Origin of the sequence: Sphingobacterium faecium, from assembly GCF_003054045.1 — a bacterium.
Classification (GTDB): domain Bacteria; phylum Bacteroidota; class Bacteroidia; order Sphingobacteriales; family Sphingobacteriaceae; genus Sphingobacterium; species Sphingobacterium faecium.
Map to the genome: position 1 here is coordinate 485,309 of NZ_QBKH01000006.1, position 16,293 is coordinate 501,601.

A 16,293-nucleotide genomic window follows, 5' to 3' on the forward strand; every position below is an offset into this window, starting at 1 on the left:
ATGAACAGCGCGAAACAAACGTTCACCTATGAATATCCAAGACCAGCAGTCACAGTAGACTGTGTGATCTTTGGATTTGATAGAGGAGAACTCAAAGTGTTGCTCACCAAGCGTGGAATCGAACCATTTTTAGGCAAATGGGCATTTCCCGGAGGATTCATTTTAGAACGTGAGAGTGCCGATGAATGTGCCCGTCGCAAACTGGCTGAAGAAGCAGGATTAGAAGATATCTATTTGGAGCAGCTCTATACTTTTTCAGCTTTAGATCGGGATCCCCGTTTTCGGGTTATCAGCATTGCATATTACGCCTTGGTCAAGTCTACAGATTATCTTATTGAGGCAGGACTTGATATTGAAGAAGTAAAATGGTTCAGTTTGGATGAAGCTATGCCGTTAGCATTTGATCACGATCAGATTCTATCGGTTGCCATTGAACGGCTGAAAGGAAAGATACGTTACCAGCCCATAGGTTTTGAATTATTGCCGGAGCAATTCACATTGCCCGATCTCCATAAGCTGTACGAGACCATTTTGCAAAGAGCTGTCGATCGGGGTAATTTTCGAAAGAAGATTTTAAGTATGAAACTGCTGATTGATCATAGTGAAAAGCAACCAGATCGACATGCTCGAGCAGCTAAGATTTATAGCTTTGATCGTAACAAATACGAAGCTCTCAAAGAATCAGGATTCTATTTTGAGCTTTAATAAAATGTTTTTTTTAAACCATTCAATTAATTTCATTAAATCCCTTATCATAGTCCTATTTTTTAATGAAGAAAATTAGGGCTATGATATTTTAAACCCAATTTTTTTTAGCAAAATTATTTAATGCCAATCAAAGTAACAGTATCTACACTGTTTTGCTAATGGAGTTCTTGCCAACTTGCCACATTTTGGGCAATTGTTAAATGTAATTTGTGCATGATGGTTAGACAATATACGTTGAGCGGTATTTTTATAGAATTTTTCTATTCCATCATGTATGAGTGATAAAGCTGTAAGATCTTTAGTAAGCAAAACGGCTTTAAAGTAGATCTTCTTTATTTTATCCAAATCCTTATTTCCTTCAAGTTTCAATAGTGAATGGATATGTTTATAAGCTAATTTCTCCTGTGGAGACATCAGATGAAGGTAATGGGTAATGATATAGTTTTGAGTGTCTTGATCCATCATAATTTTAAAGGTCAATTACCATAATTCGGTGTGGCGCAATATGCTTCCTACCCAAGGGAATATCGCCGTAGAAAAGGCCGAAATTGCAAAATCGCTTTATTTTGCTGGTATTTAAATTGTTTTTAATACTAATTTTGGCAATGTTTCCATGCTCGTTACGTTGTTCGCTCAACAGGAGCTCACTATTGGCTCTCATTCGATATTCCTATTTTTTTATCGGCCTCTGTATCTTACCCCATCTGCGGTAACCGTCTGTCTAGGAAATAACTTCTCTCTCAGGCATCTTGTCGATGATCAATATACCATCCCCTTAACCTTGAATCCAAATTGTGTGATTAGTTGAGTATCGCATCCCGTGTTTTGGTGCTATGTTAAGTGGTATTAAGTCGAAACCACAAACGCAGATATTATGACCAAATTTCAATTGAAAAACTATCTTTAAATTTCACACGTCATACTATCTGATACAAATTCTTGTCGGAAATGAATTAATTATTTTGGGAAAGCCATATTTAGGCTTCTAAAATCTATCCATTCCGCATATTTTTCATGTACATTGCTTACCGCAATTACTGTTAATTTATTTTCATTTATAGTCAGGTTCTTTTTGTGAATCACAAAATAGCTTACATTTTGCCTACCATCATTCCATTTTATTAGCTCTTCAATAATATGCTGTGTTTCTTGCTCTCCATTTTCATCCAAAAATATAGGACGATCTTTTGTATTTTCGTTTTTTTTATAAAACGTTGGTTTTCCGAAACTTTTATTGAATTCGCCTATTAATAATTCACAATTATTGTTGTTTTCTAATTCTAATTCATAAGTAAAAGCAGAATTGTTGTCTTTTAAATAGTATATGATCAAACTACTTATTTTACCGAGGTTCAGATCATTGAATTGAAAATTTTGGTTAGGAGAAAATGAAAATTCTTCGTAATCCAAATTTAAGTTATACTCTGAATTATTATTATCAGTCTTATTCAACCCAAGTGGAATTAGTATTTTATCCAAATTAGAATTTAAGTTAAATTCATTGATTTTAATAGTATCCTTTTTTACAATAACTATTTTCTCCATTTTGTTATTCATTTTTTTTGATTCCTGCCCATTACAAGAAGTCAAACATTGAGCAATTGTAAAAAGTAATAAAAGTTTTTTCATATTATTGTCCGTTGGTCTGTGATATAAGTACAACCAATTTCTAAAATTTAGGTTTGCTAAATCTTAAGTGTTTTTAAAATCTCTACAGTTTCGTTTATGCACACATAATTATACTATTGTATTTTATAAATCTACATTGAAAAGTTCAAAGTAAAATAAACTATTTAAAAATCGCAGGGCTTTGCTTGATTATGCATGCTCTTACCGCTGATAGGTTGGATTATCGTAGTTATTGGATTGAGAGCCGTATTGGAAATCCAAATGGAGGTAGGGCACCTATTATTGTTATTATATTACAAACGAAACTCTAAAAGTCAAAAAAATTGATTTGGCCAAATGAACAAATCTGACTTATGAAGAATAATTTTTTTTAAGAAGCACAGCAGTACAAGTTAAAGAGTGACAAAAAACTAAGTTTTCATAAATGTGGCAAAGTTTTGTTAGTGAATTAGTAATTTTAATCAATAACACATAAGATTAGATTTTTGATAGAAAAAACTTTGTTGATATTTCTAATTGTAGTGTAATCGGTCTTTCGCTATTTAAAAGAAGAAGTGCAGCTGTAATGGTTTCTAAACAAACTCTATGACGAAATCAAAAAAATGGTCAAAACCAAACGAAATGAAAAATATTTATCTATACGCCATATTCATTTTAAGTTCAGTCCCAATGAGTTTATATGCCCAGGGTACTAAATTTAAAGACAATTATACTTATCAGGTCAGGGAAGAAAGGGGAGACTTAAATAATGATGGCAAATTGGATAAAATAACGGTAAAGATGGATCTAGTGGATGATACAAGACCGTTAAGATTGCAAATTTTTCTATCTCAACCCAATGGAAAATTAACTTTGGATGTATCTTCCACAAAGATTATCGAACCTCAATATCCTATTGAAAATCAAGGAAAATTTAATGGATATCAAATTCCCTATTTCTTTATTGAAAGAGGCATTTTAAAAATGTGGAGTGAGATTAAGGGCGGGAATATTACATACCACTTCAAATATAATAATGGTAATTTTGAGTTAATTTATGTCAATAAGATCACCAATGATGCAACCAACGGTTATATAGATGAAAATACAATATTTACAGCAACAAACTTTGACCTAGTTACAGGGGTGAGAATCGAAACTGATGAAATATCAGGTTCAGTCAAACCGTTGAAAGTAAGAAAAAAAATCGTTTTAATAAGACCCTTGCCCAAAATACAGGATTTCAAATTTTCTGATCAAGAATTATATTAAGAACCCAATGGCTCCTTAAATTTGCGCATTAATCAGATAAATCGAAACCATAAAACCATAAAAAGAAATATATAGAAAAGATTCTGCACTTCGGTCCAATAAAAAAGTCGCTGGCAATCTTTTCGAAACTAGTACTAAAACCAAATATATGATGAAAAGTAACATCATTTTAATCATATTTCAGTTTTTGATATCTTGTTAGACAAATAGTTTTGACCTTGATCAATTATCCTTTCCTATTATATTTTCTTTTTTCTCGCCAGTAGATTTTCCGTTCGTAAATTTTTCAATGCTTTTGAGCTGTCCATTCTCGTGATATTCCTTCCACTCGCCTGTTTTTTCTCCATTTTCATAACTTCCAGTTTCCATTAATTGTCCATTTTCATAATATTCGTTACTTTCGCCTGTTCGCTTTCCGTTTTTATAATTCTCTATAATCCATAATTGTCCATTATCGTGATACCATTTCCATTCGCCTGTTTTCTTTCCGTTTTCATCAAACTGACCTTGTTCTTTTAAGGTTTCATCTGTATAAATAGTTTTATGCTCTTCTGAAAGAGAGGTATATTTAGAATTATCACCAGATTTTTTCTCTTGCCCGTTGCAGAAAGTGAAAATCTGTAAAATGGTGAGTAGTAACAATAGTTTTTTCATTTTTAATATCTTTTTGTCTTTTAAGATTGTCCAGTTCATCATCATAATTGCATTTTTATCACTAGATATTGTCAATTTTAAAGTGCAGTTCTAAATCTGTGAGGGTTTTCGCCTTCGCAGTTCCAAAATATACTTCCAATAATTAGTTTCAGACTTTTTATTTGAAAGTATGCTAAATATTTCATGTTGAAAAAAGATATGGTTTTCTTTTATAAGTAATTTATTGATTATACTTAAATGTAAAACAGGTTTCTTCATCAGTAGAATTGACTAAAATCTGACCTTTGTGCGCATTTGCTATTTCGCTTGCAATATACAGACCTAAACCAAGCCCCTCCTGTCCGAGATGTACTTTCCCTCTGGAAAAAGGTTTAAACAAATGTTTTTCTGTTTCGGGAGAAATTTTGTTTCCTTTATTGATCACACAGAGTTCAAAAAAATCTGATTCGCTTTTTGCCGTGACCATGATTGGAGAATCTTTTGATCCATGGGAAATTGCATTTCCCAAGAGATTAGAAAATAATTGCGCTATGCGTTTATAATCTCCTTTAGTCTGGTGATTTAAATTTAGATCGGCTAATATTTCTCTATCGGGATAGACAGTTCTGAGTTCAATAATGATCTGATGAAGAGTTCCTTCAAGATCCTTATCATTATCATAATTCAGTACGATTCCACTTCCTAAACGTCCGCGGGCAAAATCAAGCATATTGTCAATTAATCCTCTTACACGAAGGGTAGAATCCTGTATAATTTTTGCTAATTTTAAGTTTTTTTCATCTAAAGAATTTCGGAACATAAGCTGCGCTGCGCTGAAGATTGCACCGACCGGATTGCGAAGGTCATGTCCTAGAATGGCAATAAACTGTTCCCTTATTTCTGCATTTGTCTTTTCTTCTACCAACTTAGTTTGAGTTTCTCTTAGATGTTCAAGGGTTTCCACATGAAGGGCAATTAATTCAGCAAACAATTTGAACATACTAATTGTCCTCTCATTATTTACCCGTGCAGGCTTCGGATCGATAGCACACAAGGTTCCAAAAAAATCTCCGTTCGTTAGAAAAATTGGGATCGAAATATAACTTTGAAGACCATACATTTTGGGGGTGTGGTGATCAGAATAGATCGGATCTTTCTTTACATGATCGATGGCAACCTCTTTCTGCTCATCCATCACCTGTTGGCATAAAGTGGTTTTGACTTTTAGTTCTCCACCCACCCCGAGACCGAAATTGATTTTATCATTAATAGCGCAAGCGATCCAACGATCTTTTGTAACTCTCGCAACTGCCGCAAAGCCCATTCCAGTTGTGCTGCAAATAACTTCAAGTATTTTAGTTACAGCAGGAATTTGGTTGATTTGCTCTATATCAGTTTGATAATCTTGTGATTTCGTAATGTTGCACATATAAATAAATGATTTTTAACACTCTAGATCACCTGATCCTACAGTATTTCTAATGATTAAAGATATAAAAATATTTATAGTGTTAAAATCTGTGGTGATAACTGAAGAACAAAGTCCGATAGAGTCAAAGCGAGATTTAAAGAAGTTGAACTATATAAATATAAAATTTGATGTGCTATTTTAATTTCTCTCCAATTGCTAAACTAATCTCAAAAAACGATCTTTTTTAAAAATTTTCCTTAATGGTGAAGATCGTTTCAAACTATATTGCTTTATAATGATAACCTGAAAAATGGTTCAGAATAAACTTCTATGTTATATCTTATAAATTAACTGTAGTAATACAATCTTGGGTTGAATGGAATATCTTGGTTTGAAGATTCCATAAGAATTCATATGTCATTCGCTGTTTTAATATAATTCTACAGAAAAATTAAGGTCCTTCGGTTTTAACTTTTAATGTCTAAATTTGTTGCATAGAGTAAAACCAAATCATGAGAAAGGATTTAATAGATGCTTATTTAGCTCCGCTTTACAGTTACTTTAATGGACTGATTCCTTTAAGTTCTCAGGAGCAGGAACTTATTGCCGAAAAATTCCGTCCAAGACTTTACCGCAAGAGGCAATATATACATCAGGAAGGTGATGTATGTACCCAGCTCAATTTCGTGATCAGGGGCTGTCTTAGAATGTACAAGGTAGATGAGAAAGGAAATACGCACATCATCCAGTTTGGTTCTGAAAACAAATGGATAAACGATCTGGGAAGCTTCCATAGCAAAAGGATTTCCGAGCTGAACATTGATGCGCTCGAAGATACTATGGTCTTGCAGGTCGGTTATGATGACCTCATCTCCATGTATGTTCAAGCTCCAAAATTTGATCGTATTTTTAGGGTACTGACTGAAAACAGTTACATTGCAGTTCAAAAAAGGCTGCTGCAAAACATCAGCTCAACCGCAGAGCAACGCTACCATTATTTTTTAGAGACCTATCCCGAGCTATCCTATCGTCTACCCCAGACCCAGATTGCATCGTTTCTTGGCATCACTCCCGAATTTTTGAGCCGCTTAAGAAGCCAGCAATCCAAAAAGCCTTAATCTAGATCAAGGGTATTTCTTGATGTAGTTTATTGGAGACAGGCTGTCATTTGAACGAACTTTGTATAAACGTTTAACAATTTAAAATTAAATAGTATGACAGCATCAAAAGTAGCAGTGATCGGTCTTGGTAATATCGGTCAGGCATTAGCAGCCAATCTGGCAAAAGGTGGGCATGCATTTATTGCAGCCGACCGTAATGTTGAAAAAGCAAGGGAGCTATCGGAAAAATGGGGTTCTTCGGCAAACTTAAGTGACATCCCTTCGGCGTTGACAGCCGCGCAAATTGTTATCCTCTGCATTCCTTTCGGCGCATTTTCAGGATTCATGGAGCAATATAGTGAAGAATTAGAAGGGAAAATCATTGTTGACCCCTCTAACCCAATAGCAGCTGATGAGAATGGCGGTTTCAAGAAGATAATCCCGAAGAATGAATCAGCAGGTGAAATCAATGCAAGCGCCTTACCCAAGGGAGCTAAACTGGCCAAGGCATTGGGGACGCTCGGATCAGCGTCATTACGTAAGGCGGCATACCAGGCTCCACAAAAAAATGTACTCTTCTATGCAACAGATGATAACAGTATCAATGGTTATGTTGAGCAGCTGATACGTGACAATGGCTTCGATCCGCTACGTGTAGGTGGTCTCGATCAGTCAATCCGTATAGAAGTTTTCGGCGACTTACATGAATTTGGTGCGCTGGGTAAGGTTGTTACGGCAGCAGATGCCAATGATAAAATCTGATGCAAGGGATTTTCTATACAGTGAGAACAAAATCCAAGGGAACAGTTCTCGTGGCTCTGGCTTTGGCGATGTTCAATTTTGCTCATGCGCAAAATATAAAGTTTGAGGGAAGTGAGTTTGAGGTATCAAATGTGAAAGCATCAGTCATTGATTTTCGGGGTGAGAAGGTTATGAAAGTTGAAAGGGATTTGAATAAGCTCGCTTTTGACCCGCAAAGACTGGAAGCTACAGTTGATGAACCAACTTTCTTAAAGCTTAAAGATCTGGACCTTGAAAACGGGACTATTGAGGTAAAGGTATATAGCCAGATTCAGGATCCGTCCCCATTTCAGTTTGCACAGGGGTTTATAGGGCTTGCATATCATATCAAAGAAGACAATTCTGCGTTTGAATCCATTTATCTCAGGCCAAAAGTAGGCAGGTCGGACAATCAGGCGTTCAGGAATAAGACCGTGCAGTATTTCTCCTATCCAGATTATAAATTTGAGCGACTGAGAAAAGAAGCACCCGGTAAATATGAAACCTCTGCACCTGTAGATATAGAGGAATGGATCAGCCTGCGAATAGAACTTAAAGACGAAAAAGCATACCTTTTCGTTAACGATGCGGCATATTCGACATTCGTTGTAAATAAGAGGCTCGGTAAAGAAAAAAAGGGGAGCGTGGCCTTATGGGTAGATATCGGAACGATAGGTTACTTCAAAGACCTCAGGATTACAAAAAAATAATATTAGCAGAACTAAAAGAATAAATTAAATGAAAAACGAACTCAAAAATACAATGAACAGGTTTGTTGATTTCATCAATACTGCAGATGAAAAACTAGCCGCCGAACTTGTAAGCCAAGAAGCCATATTTTTAGCGCCTACCAACCCCGAACCATTAAAAGGGCCAGATGGATACATGGCGATTTTACAGATGATGCGCAGTGGGTTTCCAGATATACAGTGGCATGCCGACGATATCCTTGTGGATGGCGATAAAGTTGCCGTCAGATATACGATGAACGGAACCCATAAGGGCGATTTTTTTGGTATCTCTGCAACACAGAAAGCTATCGAGATCAAGGCAATGAATTTCTACCGCTTTAATGATGGCAAGATCATCGAAGAATTTGGAATGCCCGATTTATTGGGACTTCTGCTACAGCTGGGTGGCAAAATTGGGGCGTAGTGCAAATCTGGAAAAGGATAACAGCAAAACCGCGGACAGCTTGAATTAGTTCATGAAAAATGAGCTCTTTATCTTGTTTATATTTGGGATTAACGATAGTTTTTTGGCAAATAAATGCGCTGAAGACATCGGGATACTAAACTACAAGCTTCTTACATAATCGAATATACCGTTCCGTAACATAAATTTCGATCACTTCTGCTGAGCAACTTACTTGGAAAAAAACTCTATATATTCTATCTGCTGCCCATTAAGCGATACATTTACGAACACAATCGTTGATATAGTTAACAACTTAATTGGATAGTGATCGTGATAAAAATAAATTAGGGTATCCATTTATGAGATTTGTCGGGATAAATGTTCTTTTCTTCCAATTAAATGAAAGCTTTTTAAAATCTTTCTCTAAATGTAATTTTTAAAAAATTATCTTTGTACCACATTTATTAAGAATATAAATATGAAATCATTAGCTGTATTTTGTGGATCTAGTTTTGGGAATTTAAAAAAATACGAAGATCAAGCATATGCACTTGGAAAAAAACTTGCTGAAAGAAAAATAGATTTAATTTATGGAGGTGCAAATGTTGGTCTAATGGGAGCTGTTGCTAATGGTGCTGTGGACAATAATGGAAAAGTAATTGGAGTTTTACCAAATTTTTTAAAAGGTAAAGAAATTGCTCATCAGGACTTGAGTGAATTAATTATTGTAGAAACGATGCACGAAAGAAAAACAAAAATGAATGAATTATCTGATGGGGTTATTACCTTGCCTGGAGGATATGGTACACTAGAAGAGTTTTTTGAAATGCTTACCTGGGCACAACTTGGCTTACACAAAAAACCAATCGCGATACTAAATATTGGGGGTTTTTATGATGAACTTTTATCTATGATTCAAAAGATGGTTAATACAGGTTTTTTGAAGGAGGTTAATCAGCAAATGCTTATTGTTAGTGATAATATTGATGAGCTCTTAAATAAGATGGCAGATTACAAGGCACCGCTTGTGGAAAAATGGGTTACTAAAGATGTAATTTAGTAGGACTAACCATAGCACTCCGCTTTTAACGTTTTAAAAAAGCGTTACTTATTTTAAATTACTGTTGAAAGTATTTTCTATGTTTTATACTTTGCCTTACGGCTTTCTGTAATTTTTAATCAAACCAATCACTACATCAATTTCATTTCGAGCAAGCGCTATTGAAACTCGGGTATTCTTAAATATCAAAAGGGCCTAATTTTCATTAGACCCTTTATCTTGGCGTTTAACAGCACAGTAATTTTTATGTTTCTTATCGTTTCCTCTTTTTTGTTTCGTCATCCAGGTGCTTTTAAAGCAATTGGATTTATTTACTGTCCTACGTCATTTATCGCGTTACACTTTCCAGCGGAAAGTATATTTGTTATCGCTTTGTATAGTAAGAACACCCGTTAGCTCAAATAGTTCAAAAAAGTTTAAAATAATTTCACCTATCTATTTCCTTCATTCACCGAGTTTTTTGTGGTGTTAGTCTAATTGCCATAGGGTAGGGATGATTTACACCCTACTTTTGAATCAACAATTGCTTTAGCAAAGCATCAGGGTTTAAGTTGGTGGATGAGGGGCTGATGCAATTAGGAACAGAAAAAAATTAAAATAAAGACATGATGAACACTTTAGCAAAAACATTCGTAGCAGCAGCCTTGATCGCAGTATCTACTTTCAGTATGGCAGCAGGCAAACCCGCAGGAGACAACTCTAAAAAAACAACTGTCAACCTTTCCACAGCAGATCTAGCTATTGATCATTACGTAGCAGTGATGACTAAGGGACAGTCGGCAGGAGTAGAACAACTGTTTACATCCGACTTCAACCAAAAAGTACATGCATCAAAAGATAAGACCAACAGCCGTTCAGAAGTTATCTCCTTCTTGAAAAAACAAAAAGGAGCACAGTTGAACTGTAAAACAAGTACCACAATCGAACAAGAGTCTGATGATTATATGTTAGCCAAAGTAACGATGCAGTTTGATGGATTTACCAAAACTGATCTCGTGAAATTGGTCAATGACGGAGGTAATTGGAAGGTCTCTCAATCCATTAACTCGTACAAGTAAATTATTGTTTAATCATATGTTTAGTTTAAGCCACGTCGTGAGATGTGGCTTTTTTATTTACAGTTCTATCTGAAAGGATTGATCCATTTTGCAATAATCAACAGCAAACGATTACAAACAACTACAAAGGCTTAATGCAAAGGTAATATTTTTAGTTTTTATAATTTTTGACGAATATGATGCCGCTTCAATTGTACCTTCGGTTTATATGGCTAAATCCATTATCTCCATGCTCGTCGGTTGTGCCATCGATGATGGGTTCACCGGCTCTAAGGTTGGTAGTGGAACGTGCGTTAGCAGGAAAATCTATTTCTGATTATCTTAATGAAAAGATATGGTAGTCAGTAGGGAAGGAGTATACTTCCTCTTAGAGTATTGATCAAAAGAAAGACGGTCTTGAGAAAACCTTTACAAAGCTGTTTATTTATAAAATTATGTAGCACTAGCTGTGTCGTCCCCGTTTATTATGGTAACACTAGCGCAATGTGTCTTTTTTAAATATAAGATTTAAGTTATCATATTATGAAGAAATACTTTAGATTATTAAGTTTAATAACTGTTGTCACCGCAGGACTTTTTGTGGTCAGTTGCAGCAAAGATAAGGACGATCATCAGCCTATACCAGCAGCTTTATTTACGATGGTAAATGGATACAGTGGTGCAAAGGCTGTTATTTATTATGCAGACGGAAATATCCTTCAGAATCCTAATTTTCCTTTGTTATATAAATCGCAGAGTAAGGTAGGCTTATTTCCGGGGTCACGCAAAATAACCGTTATTTCTAGAGACGGTAATTTGATCGATAGTACGATTGTGGTTAAAGACAGTACCATTTATAGTTCTTTTCTTTACGGAAATAAATTAAAGCCAGTACAGGCAATTACAACTGACCGAGTCAACAAAGAGATCAAAAAAACAGAATCCGGATTACGCTTTTTTAATTTTTCTGAAGGCAGTGATCAAGTAACGCTTCACATCGGAGATCAAGCCGCACCAGCAGCATGGACCGACCGTGCTAAAGAAACACAGCAATCTGTGACTGCACATGAAAGTTTTATTGCACAAAAAAGTGGCACTTTCACAGTAGTTGCTAAAAATAAAGCAGGAAAGACGCTCGCATCACGTGAGAATATTAAATTATCTGAAAATCACTATTATTCTTTTATTCTGATCGGCGATCCAGCTCAGGACAGTCAATCCGTATATTTAGGATTGGTCGAACAACATGCAAATTAGTCAAGTTTAAACTCAGCTATTTTAAAAACAAACAAAGCCCTTATTTAACCATAAGGGCTTTGTTTTTGAAATTTACTGTTTTCGGTCATGTTATGCCTCAACAGGATTATATGAATTTAACATACGCTTCGTTTAAATCATACGCTGTATAAAGGCACCTGGACTATCCATTTTATTCAAACTGGATGATAAAGGAAGCCCTTTTTTAAGATACATTTACATCGGAAAGAGCTAAGCAATTGATTTGGCAATTAAAAAACATGCCTTAGTGGCTTAGGTAAAGGCTTCTAATGATTCAACCTTTACTGGATAAATGATTTGTTGGTCATTTATTAAGGTTTTTTGTCAAGTAGCTGCCCCCAAAGATTGCAGCTATTTCAAATTTAATTAAAATAAGAAGATATGATAGCAGTAATATTTGAGGTAATTCCCAAAGAGGGAAAAAAAGAAGAGTACTTGAACATCGCAAACCCACTAACACCAGAATTGGATCATATTTCTGGATTTATCTCCATAGAACGTTTTCAAAGTCTTGTTGACCCGAAAAAAATTCTTTCACTTTCATTTTGGGAAAATGAAGAAAGTGTTAGAGAATGGCGTAACCTTACCAATCATAGAAACGCACAACAGGCAGGAAGAAGTTCGGTGTTTGACGATTACAGATTACGTGTCGCAGCAGTAATTAGGGATTATGGTATGACTCCAAGAGAAGAAGCTCCTGCAGACAATATTTTTTAAGGTAAGAATAAAAAAAATTGAAAATGATAATATACCAAATTGAAGAAAAAATCGGATCAGAGGAGTTTAAACAAGTATTGATAAATTCCACACTAGGGGAAAGACGACCAGTAGATGAGCCTGAGAGAATAGCAGGAATGCTTAAATATGCAAATCTTATTGCAACCGCACGAGATTCTGGAAAATTGATAGGTGTAGCAAGGTCTTTGACTGATTTTGTTTACTGCACCTACCTTTCAGACTTAGCAGTAGATGAGAACTATCAAAAGATGGGAATTGGTAAAGAATTAATACGTCTTACAAAAGAGCATAGCCCCAATGCAAAACTTATATTATTAGCAGCACCAAAGGCTGTGGGTTATTATCCTAAAATAGGTATGACCCAATCGCAACAACGCTACGTGTTGGATCATATGGAAGATTTAAAATAAGTTGTCAAAGGATAATGGAAAAACCTATAATAATTAGGGAATGCAAATTTATATAATTTAATATATCTCGAATGTAATCGATTTTTTAGTTCAAACAAAATCATCTCCAAATTGTTGATTAAAATGACGGAAAATAATCAATATGTTTTTGTGACTGAATCTTAAATTACTTTTTACATACAAGCTTATTTGACAACTTTAAATTTATGATATTCCTATTTTATTGATATATGAATAAGAATCCTGATGTAATTATTATTGGTGGTGGCCTAGCAGGCTTGACAGCTGCATTACATTTGTCAAAAAAAGGATTAAAAGTTACATTAATTGAAAAGTATACCTACCCCCGACATAAAGTTTGTGGTGAATATCTTTCCAGCGAAGTATTACCTTACTTAGATTGGCTGGGTTTAGACATTTTACAATTACATCCAACAATTATTAACAAACTTAAATTTACTCATCAAAATGGTAAAACTGCAAATGCACACTTACCATTAGGAGGACTTTGTGTCAGTCGCTATTCGCTGGATAATTTCTTATATCTAAAAGCAATAGCAATGGGATGCACTGTAATCAAAGCGACAGTAACAGCTGTGACTTTTAATGCAGATAGATTTACAGTTATTACCGAAAATCAAATTTTAATAACAGAAATCGTATTGGGTGCATACGGGAAACGCTCGAACATGGATCAAGTACTAGCACGCAATTTTATAAGTAAAACAGCTCCATGGCTAGCGGTAAAGGGTCATTATTCTGGAGATTTTCCAAATGATGTAGTAGCACTACACAACTTTAAGGGTGGATATTGTGGTATTACAAAAGTTGAAAACAACGCCATAAACATGTGCTATCTAGCAGATTTAAAATCATTCAAAAAATACAGAAACATAGCAGAATTTGAACAAAATGTACTATATAAAAATAGACATATCAAATCTTTTTTTGAAAAAAGCACAGTACTTTTTGATAAACCAATTACAATAAGCCAGATATCATTTGATAGAAAGCCGATCATTGAAAACCATATATTGATGATAGGTGATGCTGCAGGTCTTATTCATCCGCTTTGTGGCAATGGCATGGCCATGGCTATGCACAGCGCCAAAATTTCGTCAGAACTGATAGTAGATTATTACACAGGTAAAATCCCTACACGAAAGCTATTAGAAAAGGAATTCACACGACAATGGAAACAAAATTTCGGGAAGAGATTGTTAATCGGTAACCTTTTAGCTAAAGCACTGCAGCATCAAACCATCACAACATTATTGATCAGTGTCGCAACGATGTTCCCCTCTATTCTCCCCAAGATAATTAAGCAAACACACGGTAAACCGATAACAATCAAATGGGCATAAATACGAATGAGAGAACACAAAAAACCGAATTAATGGATGATTTCTCACTTCAGGGTGAAGAATTGCGAGAAGCATTGGATAAAATCGCACGGATCAATCAGTTCCTCGGTGGGAATAATATTACACTTGATGGTGTAAATCAATTATTAACACACGTGGATAGGTCCAAACCAATCACTATTGCAGATATAGGCTGCGGTAACGGTGATATGTTACGGATGCTGGCCAAATATGGTAATAAGTACCATATTAATTTTAAAATGATCGGAATAGATGCAAATGAATATACGATAAATTATGCTCGAAAATTATCAAAAGATTACGATAATATCGACTATATATGTGCGGACATTTTTGACGAGGATTTCAATACCTTAAAATACGATATTGCGCTTTGCACCTTAACTATTCATCATTTTACTAATGAAAAAATAATAGATTTAATCACTATCTTTAATCGTAATGCCTCTGTAGGAATAGTTGTAAACGATTTAGAGCGCAGTAAACTGGCTTATAGACTTTACCAAATGGTATGTTTTGTTTTCAGATTAAACAGGATGTTGCAAGAAGATGGATGTACATCCATACTAAGAGGATTTAAAAGAAATGAACTGCAAAGTTTTGCAAAAACACTAAATTTAAAAAATTATACCATCCAATGGAAATGGGCCTTTCGTTACCAATGGATTATACCTAAAATATGAACGTAAAGATAGTAACTGTTGCAAAACAACTACCGAAATATTCAAGCGATACAGCTGACATACTTCCAATGCTAGATACTTGGCTTTATGGACAAGAAACACGTTTTATAAAAAAAGTAAAAAAAATATTTGAAGGTGCAGCAGTAGATACACGGTATTCAATTATGGATCCTATTGAAGTATTTACAGCAACTTCTTTCGAAGATAAAAATGACATTTACAGCCGAGAAGTCATTATCCTAGGTGAACAAGTTCTTGAGAAAGCACTTAACAAAGCCGGATGGGATCCAAGCACCTTAGACTATATTATAACGGTAAGTTGCACGGGTATTATCATCCCATCGTTAGATGCATATCTTATAAATAAACTGAAACTCAGGCAGGATATCGTCAGGTTGCCAGTTACAGAAATGGGCTGTGTGGCGGGAGTATCAGGTTTGTTGTATGCCAAAAACTTCCTCAAAGGCAATCCTAAGAAACGTGCTGCAGTAATAGCTATCGAAGCTCCTACAGCCACATTTCAACTTGATGATTTTTCAATGTCCAATATCGTGAGTGCTGCTATTTTTGGTGATGGGGCAGCTTGTTGTCTACTTTCTTCTTATGAAGAAGATTTAGGCCCTTCCATACTTGATGAACAGATGTATCACTTCTTTAATACAGAGCACATCATGGGATTTAAACTTACCAATAGTGGTTTACAAATGATTCTTGGCAGTGAAGTTCCGGATACTATAGCACAACATTTTGGCGATATTATACATCCATTCCTTAAGAAAAATAATCTAGAAATGAGAGATATAGACCACATGATATTTCATCCAGGAGGTAAAAAAATCGTAATGACGGTCGAAAAATTATTTTCAGAATGGGGGAAAAATATTGACAACACAAAAGAAATACTATTGCAATATGGCAATATGTCAAGTGCAACCGTTCTTTATGTCCTAGAGCGCACTATGGATAATAATCCCCTTCCTGGAGACTTGGGATTGATGTTAAGTTTTGGTCCGGGATTTACAGCACAAGGGCTTCTATTAAAATGGTAATATA

18 protein-coding genes are annotated in these 16,293 nt (G+C 35.1%); 14 read left to right on the forward strand and 4 right to left on the reverse strand.

Annotated elements, in window-relative coordinates:
• On the forward strand, nt 1–705 hold the full coding sequence (locus tag C8N37_RS18585; RefSeq protein ID WP_108160302.1) for an NUDIX hydrolase: 705 nt from the start codon (nt 1–3) through the stop codon (nt 703–705).
• A gap of 120 nt (nt 706–825) precedes the next feature.
• On the opposite strand, the gene C8N37_RS18590 is transcribed toward C8N37_RS18585, so the two are convergent.
• Complete coding sequence (locus C8N37_RS18590; RefSeq protein WP_108160303.1) at nt 826–1,173, reverse strand: hypothetical protein; 348 nt, start codon at nt 1,171–1,173, stop codon at nt 826–828.
• Between the two features lie 492 nt (nt 1,174–1,665).
• On the reverse strand, nt 1,666–2,337 hold the full coding sequence (locus tag C8N37_RS18595; RefSeq protein ID WP_108160304.1) for a hypothetical protein: 672 nt from the start codon (nt 2,335–2,337) through the stop codon (nt 1,666–1,668).
• A 621-nt stretch (nt 2,338–2,958) separates the two neighbouring features.
• Between C8N37_RS18595 and C8N37_RS18600 the strand changes: the two genes are divergently transcribed.
• Entirely contained in the window at nt 2,959–3,588 is a 630-nt protein-coding gene (locus C8N37_RS18600; protein WP_146171108.1) for a hypothetical protein, read from the forward strand.
• 222 nt (nt 3,589–3,810) lie between these two features.
• Here C8N37_RS18600 and C8N37_RS18605 read toward each other — a convergent pair whose 3' ends face one another.
• The gene (locus C8N37_RS18605; RefSeq protein ID WP_170114565.1) at nt 3,811–4,242 is read right to left on the reverse strand and encodes a toxin-antitoxin system YwqK family antitoxin; all 432 of its coding nucleotides are present in this window, start codon (nt 4,240–4,242) and stop codon (nt 3,811–3,813) included.
• A gap of 220 nt (nt 4,243–4,462) precedes the next feature.
• Nucleotides 4,463–5,650 carry a GAF domain-containing sensor histidine kinase gene (locus C8N37_RS18610; RefSeq protein ID WP_108160307.1) on the reverse strand — a complete coding sequence of 396 codons (1,188 nt, stop codon included), beginning with the start codon at nt 5,648–5,650 and terminating at the stop codon, nt 4,463–4,465.
• Between the two features lie 494 nt (nt 5,651–6,144).
• Between C8N37_RS18610 and C8N37_RS18615 the strand changes: the two genes are divergently transcribed.
• The 12 genes from C8N37_RS18615 to C8N37_RS18670 all read left to right on the forward strand — a co-directional run bounded on the left by C8N37_RS18615 (nt 6,145) and on the right by C8N37_RS18670 (nt 16,289).
• Nucleotides 6,145–6,750: a Crp/Fnr family transcriptional regulator gene (locus C8N37_RS18615; RefSeq protein ID WP_186812831.1), complete on the forward strand. Its 606-nt coding sequence runs from the start codon at nt 6,145–6,147 to the stop codon at nt 6,748–6,750.
• A 96-nt stretch (nt 6,751–6,846) separates the two neighbouring features.
• Nucleotides 6,847–7,494, forward strand: coding sequence for an NADPH-dependent F420 reductase (locus C8N37_RS18620; RefSeq protein ID WP_108160308.1), 648 nt, complete (start codon nt 6,847–6,849; stop codon nt 7,492–7,494).
• Entirely contained in the window at nt 7,494–8,222 is a 729-nt protein-coding gene (locus C8N37_RS18625; RefSeq protein ID WP_108160309.1) for a hypothetical protein, read from the forward strand. Before C8N37_RS18620 ends, C8N37_RS18625 begins: the two co-directional genes overlap by 1 nt.
• Nucleotides 8,223–8,250: 28 nt before the next feature.
• On the forward strand, nt 8,251–8,667 hold the full coding sequence (locus C8N37_RS18630) for an ester cyclase (protein WP_108160310.1): 417 nt from the start codon (nt 8,251–8,253) through the stop codon (nt 8,665–8,667).
• Nucleotides 8,668–9,127: 460 nt separating this feature from the next.
• Complete coding sequence (locus C8N37_RS18635; protein WP_108160311.1) at nt 9,128–9,709, forward strand: LOG family protein; 582 nt, start codon at nt 9,128–9,130, stop codon at nt 9,707–9,709.
• 605 nt (nt 9,710–10,314) lie between these two features.
• Nucleotides 10,315–10,767: a nuclear transport factor 2 family protein gene (locus C8N37_RS18640; protein WP_108160312.1), complete on the forward strand. Its 453-nt coding sequence runs from the start codon at nt 10,315–10,317 to the stop codon at nt 10,765–10,767.
• A gap of 522 nt (nt 10,768–11,289) precedes the next feature.
• Complete coding sequence (locus C8N37_RS18645; protein ID WP_108160313.1) at nt 11,290–12,003, forward strand: hypothetical protein; 714 nt, start codon at nt 11,290–11,292, stop codon at nt 12,001–12,003.
• 402 nt (nt 12,004–12,405) lie between these two features.
• Nucleotides 12,406–12,741 carry an antibiotic biosynthesis monooxygenase family protein gene (locus C8N37_RS18650; protein WP_108160314.1) on the forward strand — a complete coding sequence of 112 codons (336 nt, stop codon included), beginning with the start codon at nt 12,406–12,408 and terminating at the stop codon, nt 12,739–12,741.
• Nucleotides 12,742–12,764: 23 nt separating this feature from the next.
• A complete protein-coding gene (locus C8N37_RS18655) occupies nt 12,765–13,172 on the forward strand; it encodes a GNAT family N-acetyltransferase (RefSeq protein ID WP_108160315.1) in 408 nt (135 codons plus the stop codon).
• A 230-nt stretch (nt 13,173–13,402) separates the two neighbouring features.
• On the forward strand, nt 13,403–14,536 hold the full coding sequence (locus tag C8N37_RS18660) for an NAD(P)/FAD-dependent oxidoreductase (protein ID WP_108160316.1): 1,134 nt from the start codon (nt 13,403–13,405) through the stop codon (nt 14,534–14,536).
• Nucleotides 14,527–15,240, forward strand: a complete 714-nt coding sequence (locus tag C8N37_RS18665) for a methyltransferase domain-containing protein (protein ID WP_108160317.1) — start codon at nt 14,527–14,529, stop codon at nt 15,238–15,240. Before C8N37_RS18660 ends, C8N37_RS18665 begins: the two co-directional genes overlap by 10 nt.
• The gene (locus tag C8N37_RS18670; protein WP_108160318.1) at nt 15,237–16,289 is read left to right on the forward strand and encodes a type III polyketide synthase; all 1,053 of its coding nucleotides are present in this window, start codon (nt 15,237–15,239) and stop codon (nt 16,287–16,289) included. The genes C8N37_RS18665 and C8N37_RS18670 overlap by 4 nt, the downstream gene beginning before the upstream one ends.
• The last annotated feature ends 4 nt before the right edge of the window (nt 16,290–16,293 follow it).

Bases quoted from the DNA above. Each gene is read 5' to 3' on its own strand.
- C8N37_RS18585 (WP_108160302.1), top strand. From the start codon at position 1: ATGAACAGCGCGAAACAAACGTTCACCTATGAATATCCAAGACCAGCA.
- C8N37_RS18590 (WP_108160303.1), bottom strand. From the start codon at position 1,173: ATGATGGATCAAGACACTCAAAACTATATCATTACCCATTACCTTCAT.
- C8N37_RS18595 (WP_108160304.1), bottom strand. From the start codon at position 2,337: ATGAAAAAACTTTTATTACTTTTTACAATTGCTCAATGTTTGACTTCT.
- C8N37_RS18600 (WP_146171108.1), top strand. From the start codon at position 2,959: ATGAAAAATATTTATCTATACGCCATATTCATTTTAAGTTCAGTCCCA.
- C8N37_RS18605 (WP_170114565.1), bottom strand. From the start codon at position 4,242: ATGAAAAAACTATTGTTACTACTCACCATTTTACAGATTTTCACTTTC.
- C8N37_RS18610 (WP_108160307.1), bottom strand. From the start codon at position 5,650: ATGTGCAACATTACGAAATCACAAGATTATCAAACTGATATAGAGCAA.
- C8N37_RS18615 (WP_186812831.1), top strand. From the start codon at position 6,145: ATGAGAAAGGATTTAATAGATGCTTATTTAGCTCCGCTTTACAGTTAC.
- C8N37_RS18620 (WP_108160308.1), top strand. From the start codon at position 6,847: ATGACAGCATCAAAAGTAGCAGTGATCGGTCTTGGTAATATCGGTCAG.
- C8N37_RS18625 (WP_108160309.1), top strand. From the start codon at position 7,494: ATGCAAGGGATTTTCTATACAGTGAGAACAAAATCCAAGGGAACAGTT.
- C8N37_RS18630 (WP_108160310.1), top strand. From the start codon at position 8,251: ATGAAAAACGAACTCAAAAATACAATGAACAGGTTTGTTGATTTCATC.
- C8N37_RS18635 (WP_108160311.1), top strand. From the start codon at position 9,128: ATGAAATCATTAGCTGTATTTTGTGGATCTAGTTTTGGGAATTTAAAA.
- C8N37_RS18640 (WP_108160312.1), top strand. From the start codon at position 10,315: ATGATGAACACTTTAGCAAAAACATTCGTAGCAGCAGCCTTGATCGCA.
- C8N37_RS18645 (WP_108160313.1), top strand. From the start codon at position 11,290: ATGAAGAAATACTTTAGATTATTAAGTTTAATAACTGTTGTCACCGCA.
- C8N37_RS18650 (WP_108160314.1), top strand. From the start codon at position 12,406: ATGATAGCAGTAATATTTGAGGTAATTCCCAAAGAGGGAAAAAAAGAA.
- C8N37_RS18655 (WP_108160315.1), top strand. From the start codon at position 12,765: ATGATAATATACCAAATTGAAGAAAAAATCGGATCAGAGGAGTTTAAA.
- C8N37_RS18660 (WP_108160316.1), top strand. From the start codon at position 13,403: ATGAATAAGAATCCTGATGTAATTATTATTGGTGGTGGCCTAGCAGGC.
- C8N37_RS18665 (WP_108160317.1), top strand. From the start codon at position 14,527: ATGGGCATAAATACGAATGAGAGAACACAAAAAACCGAATTAATGGAT.
- C8N37_RS18670 (WP_108160318.1), top strand. From the start codon at position 15,237: ATGAACGTAAAGATAGTAACTGTTGCAAAACAACTACCGAAATATTCA.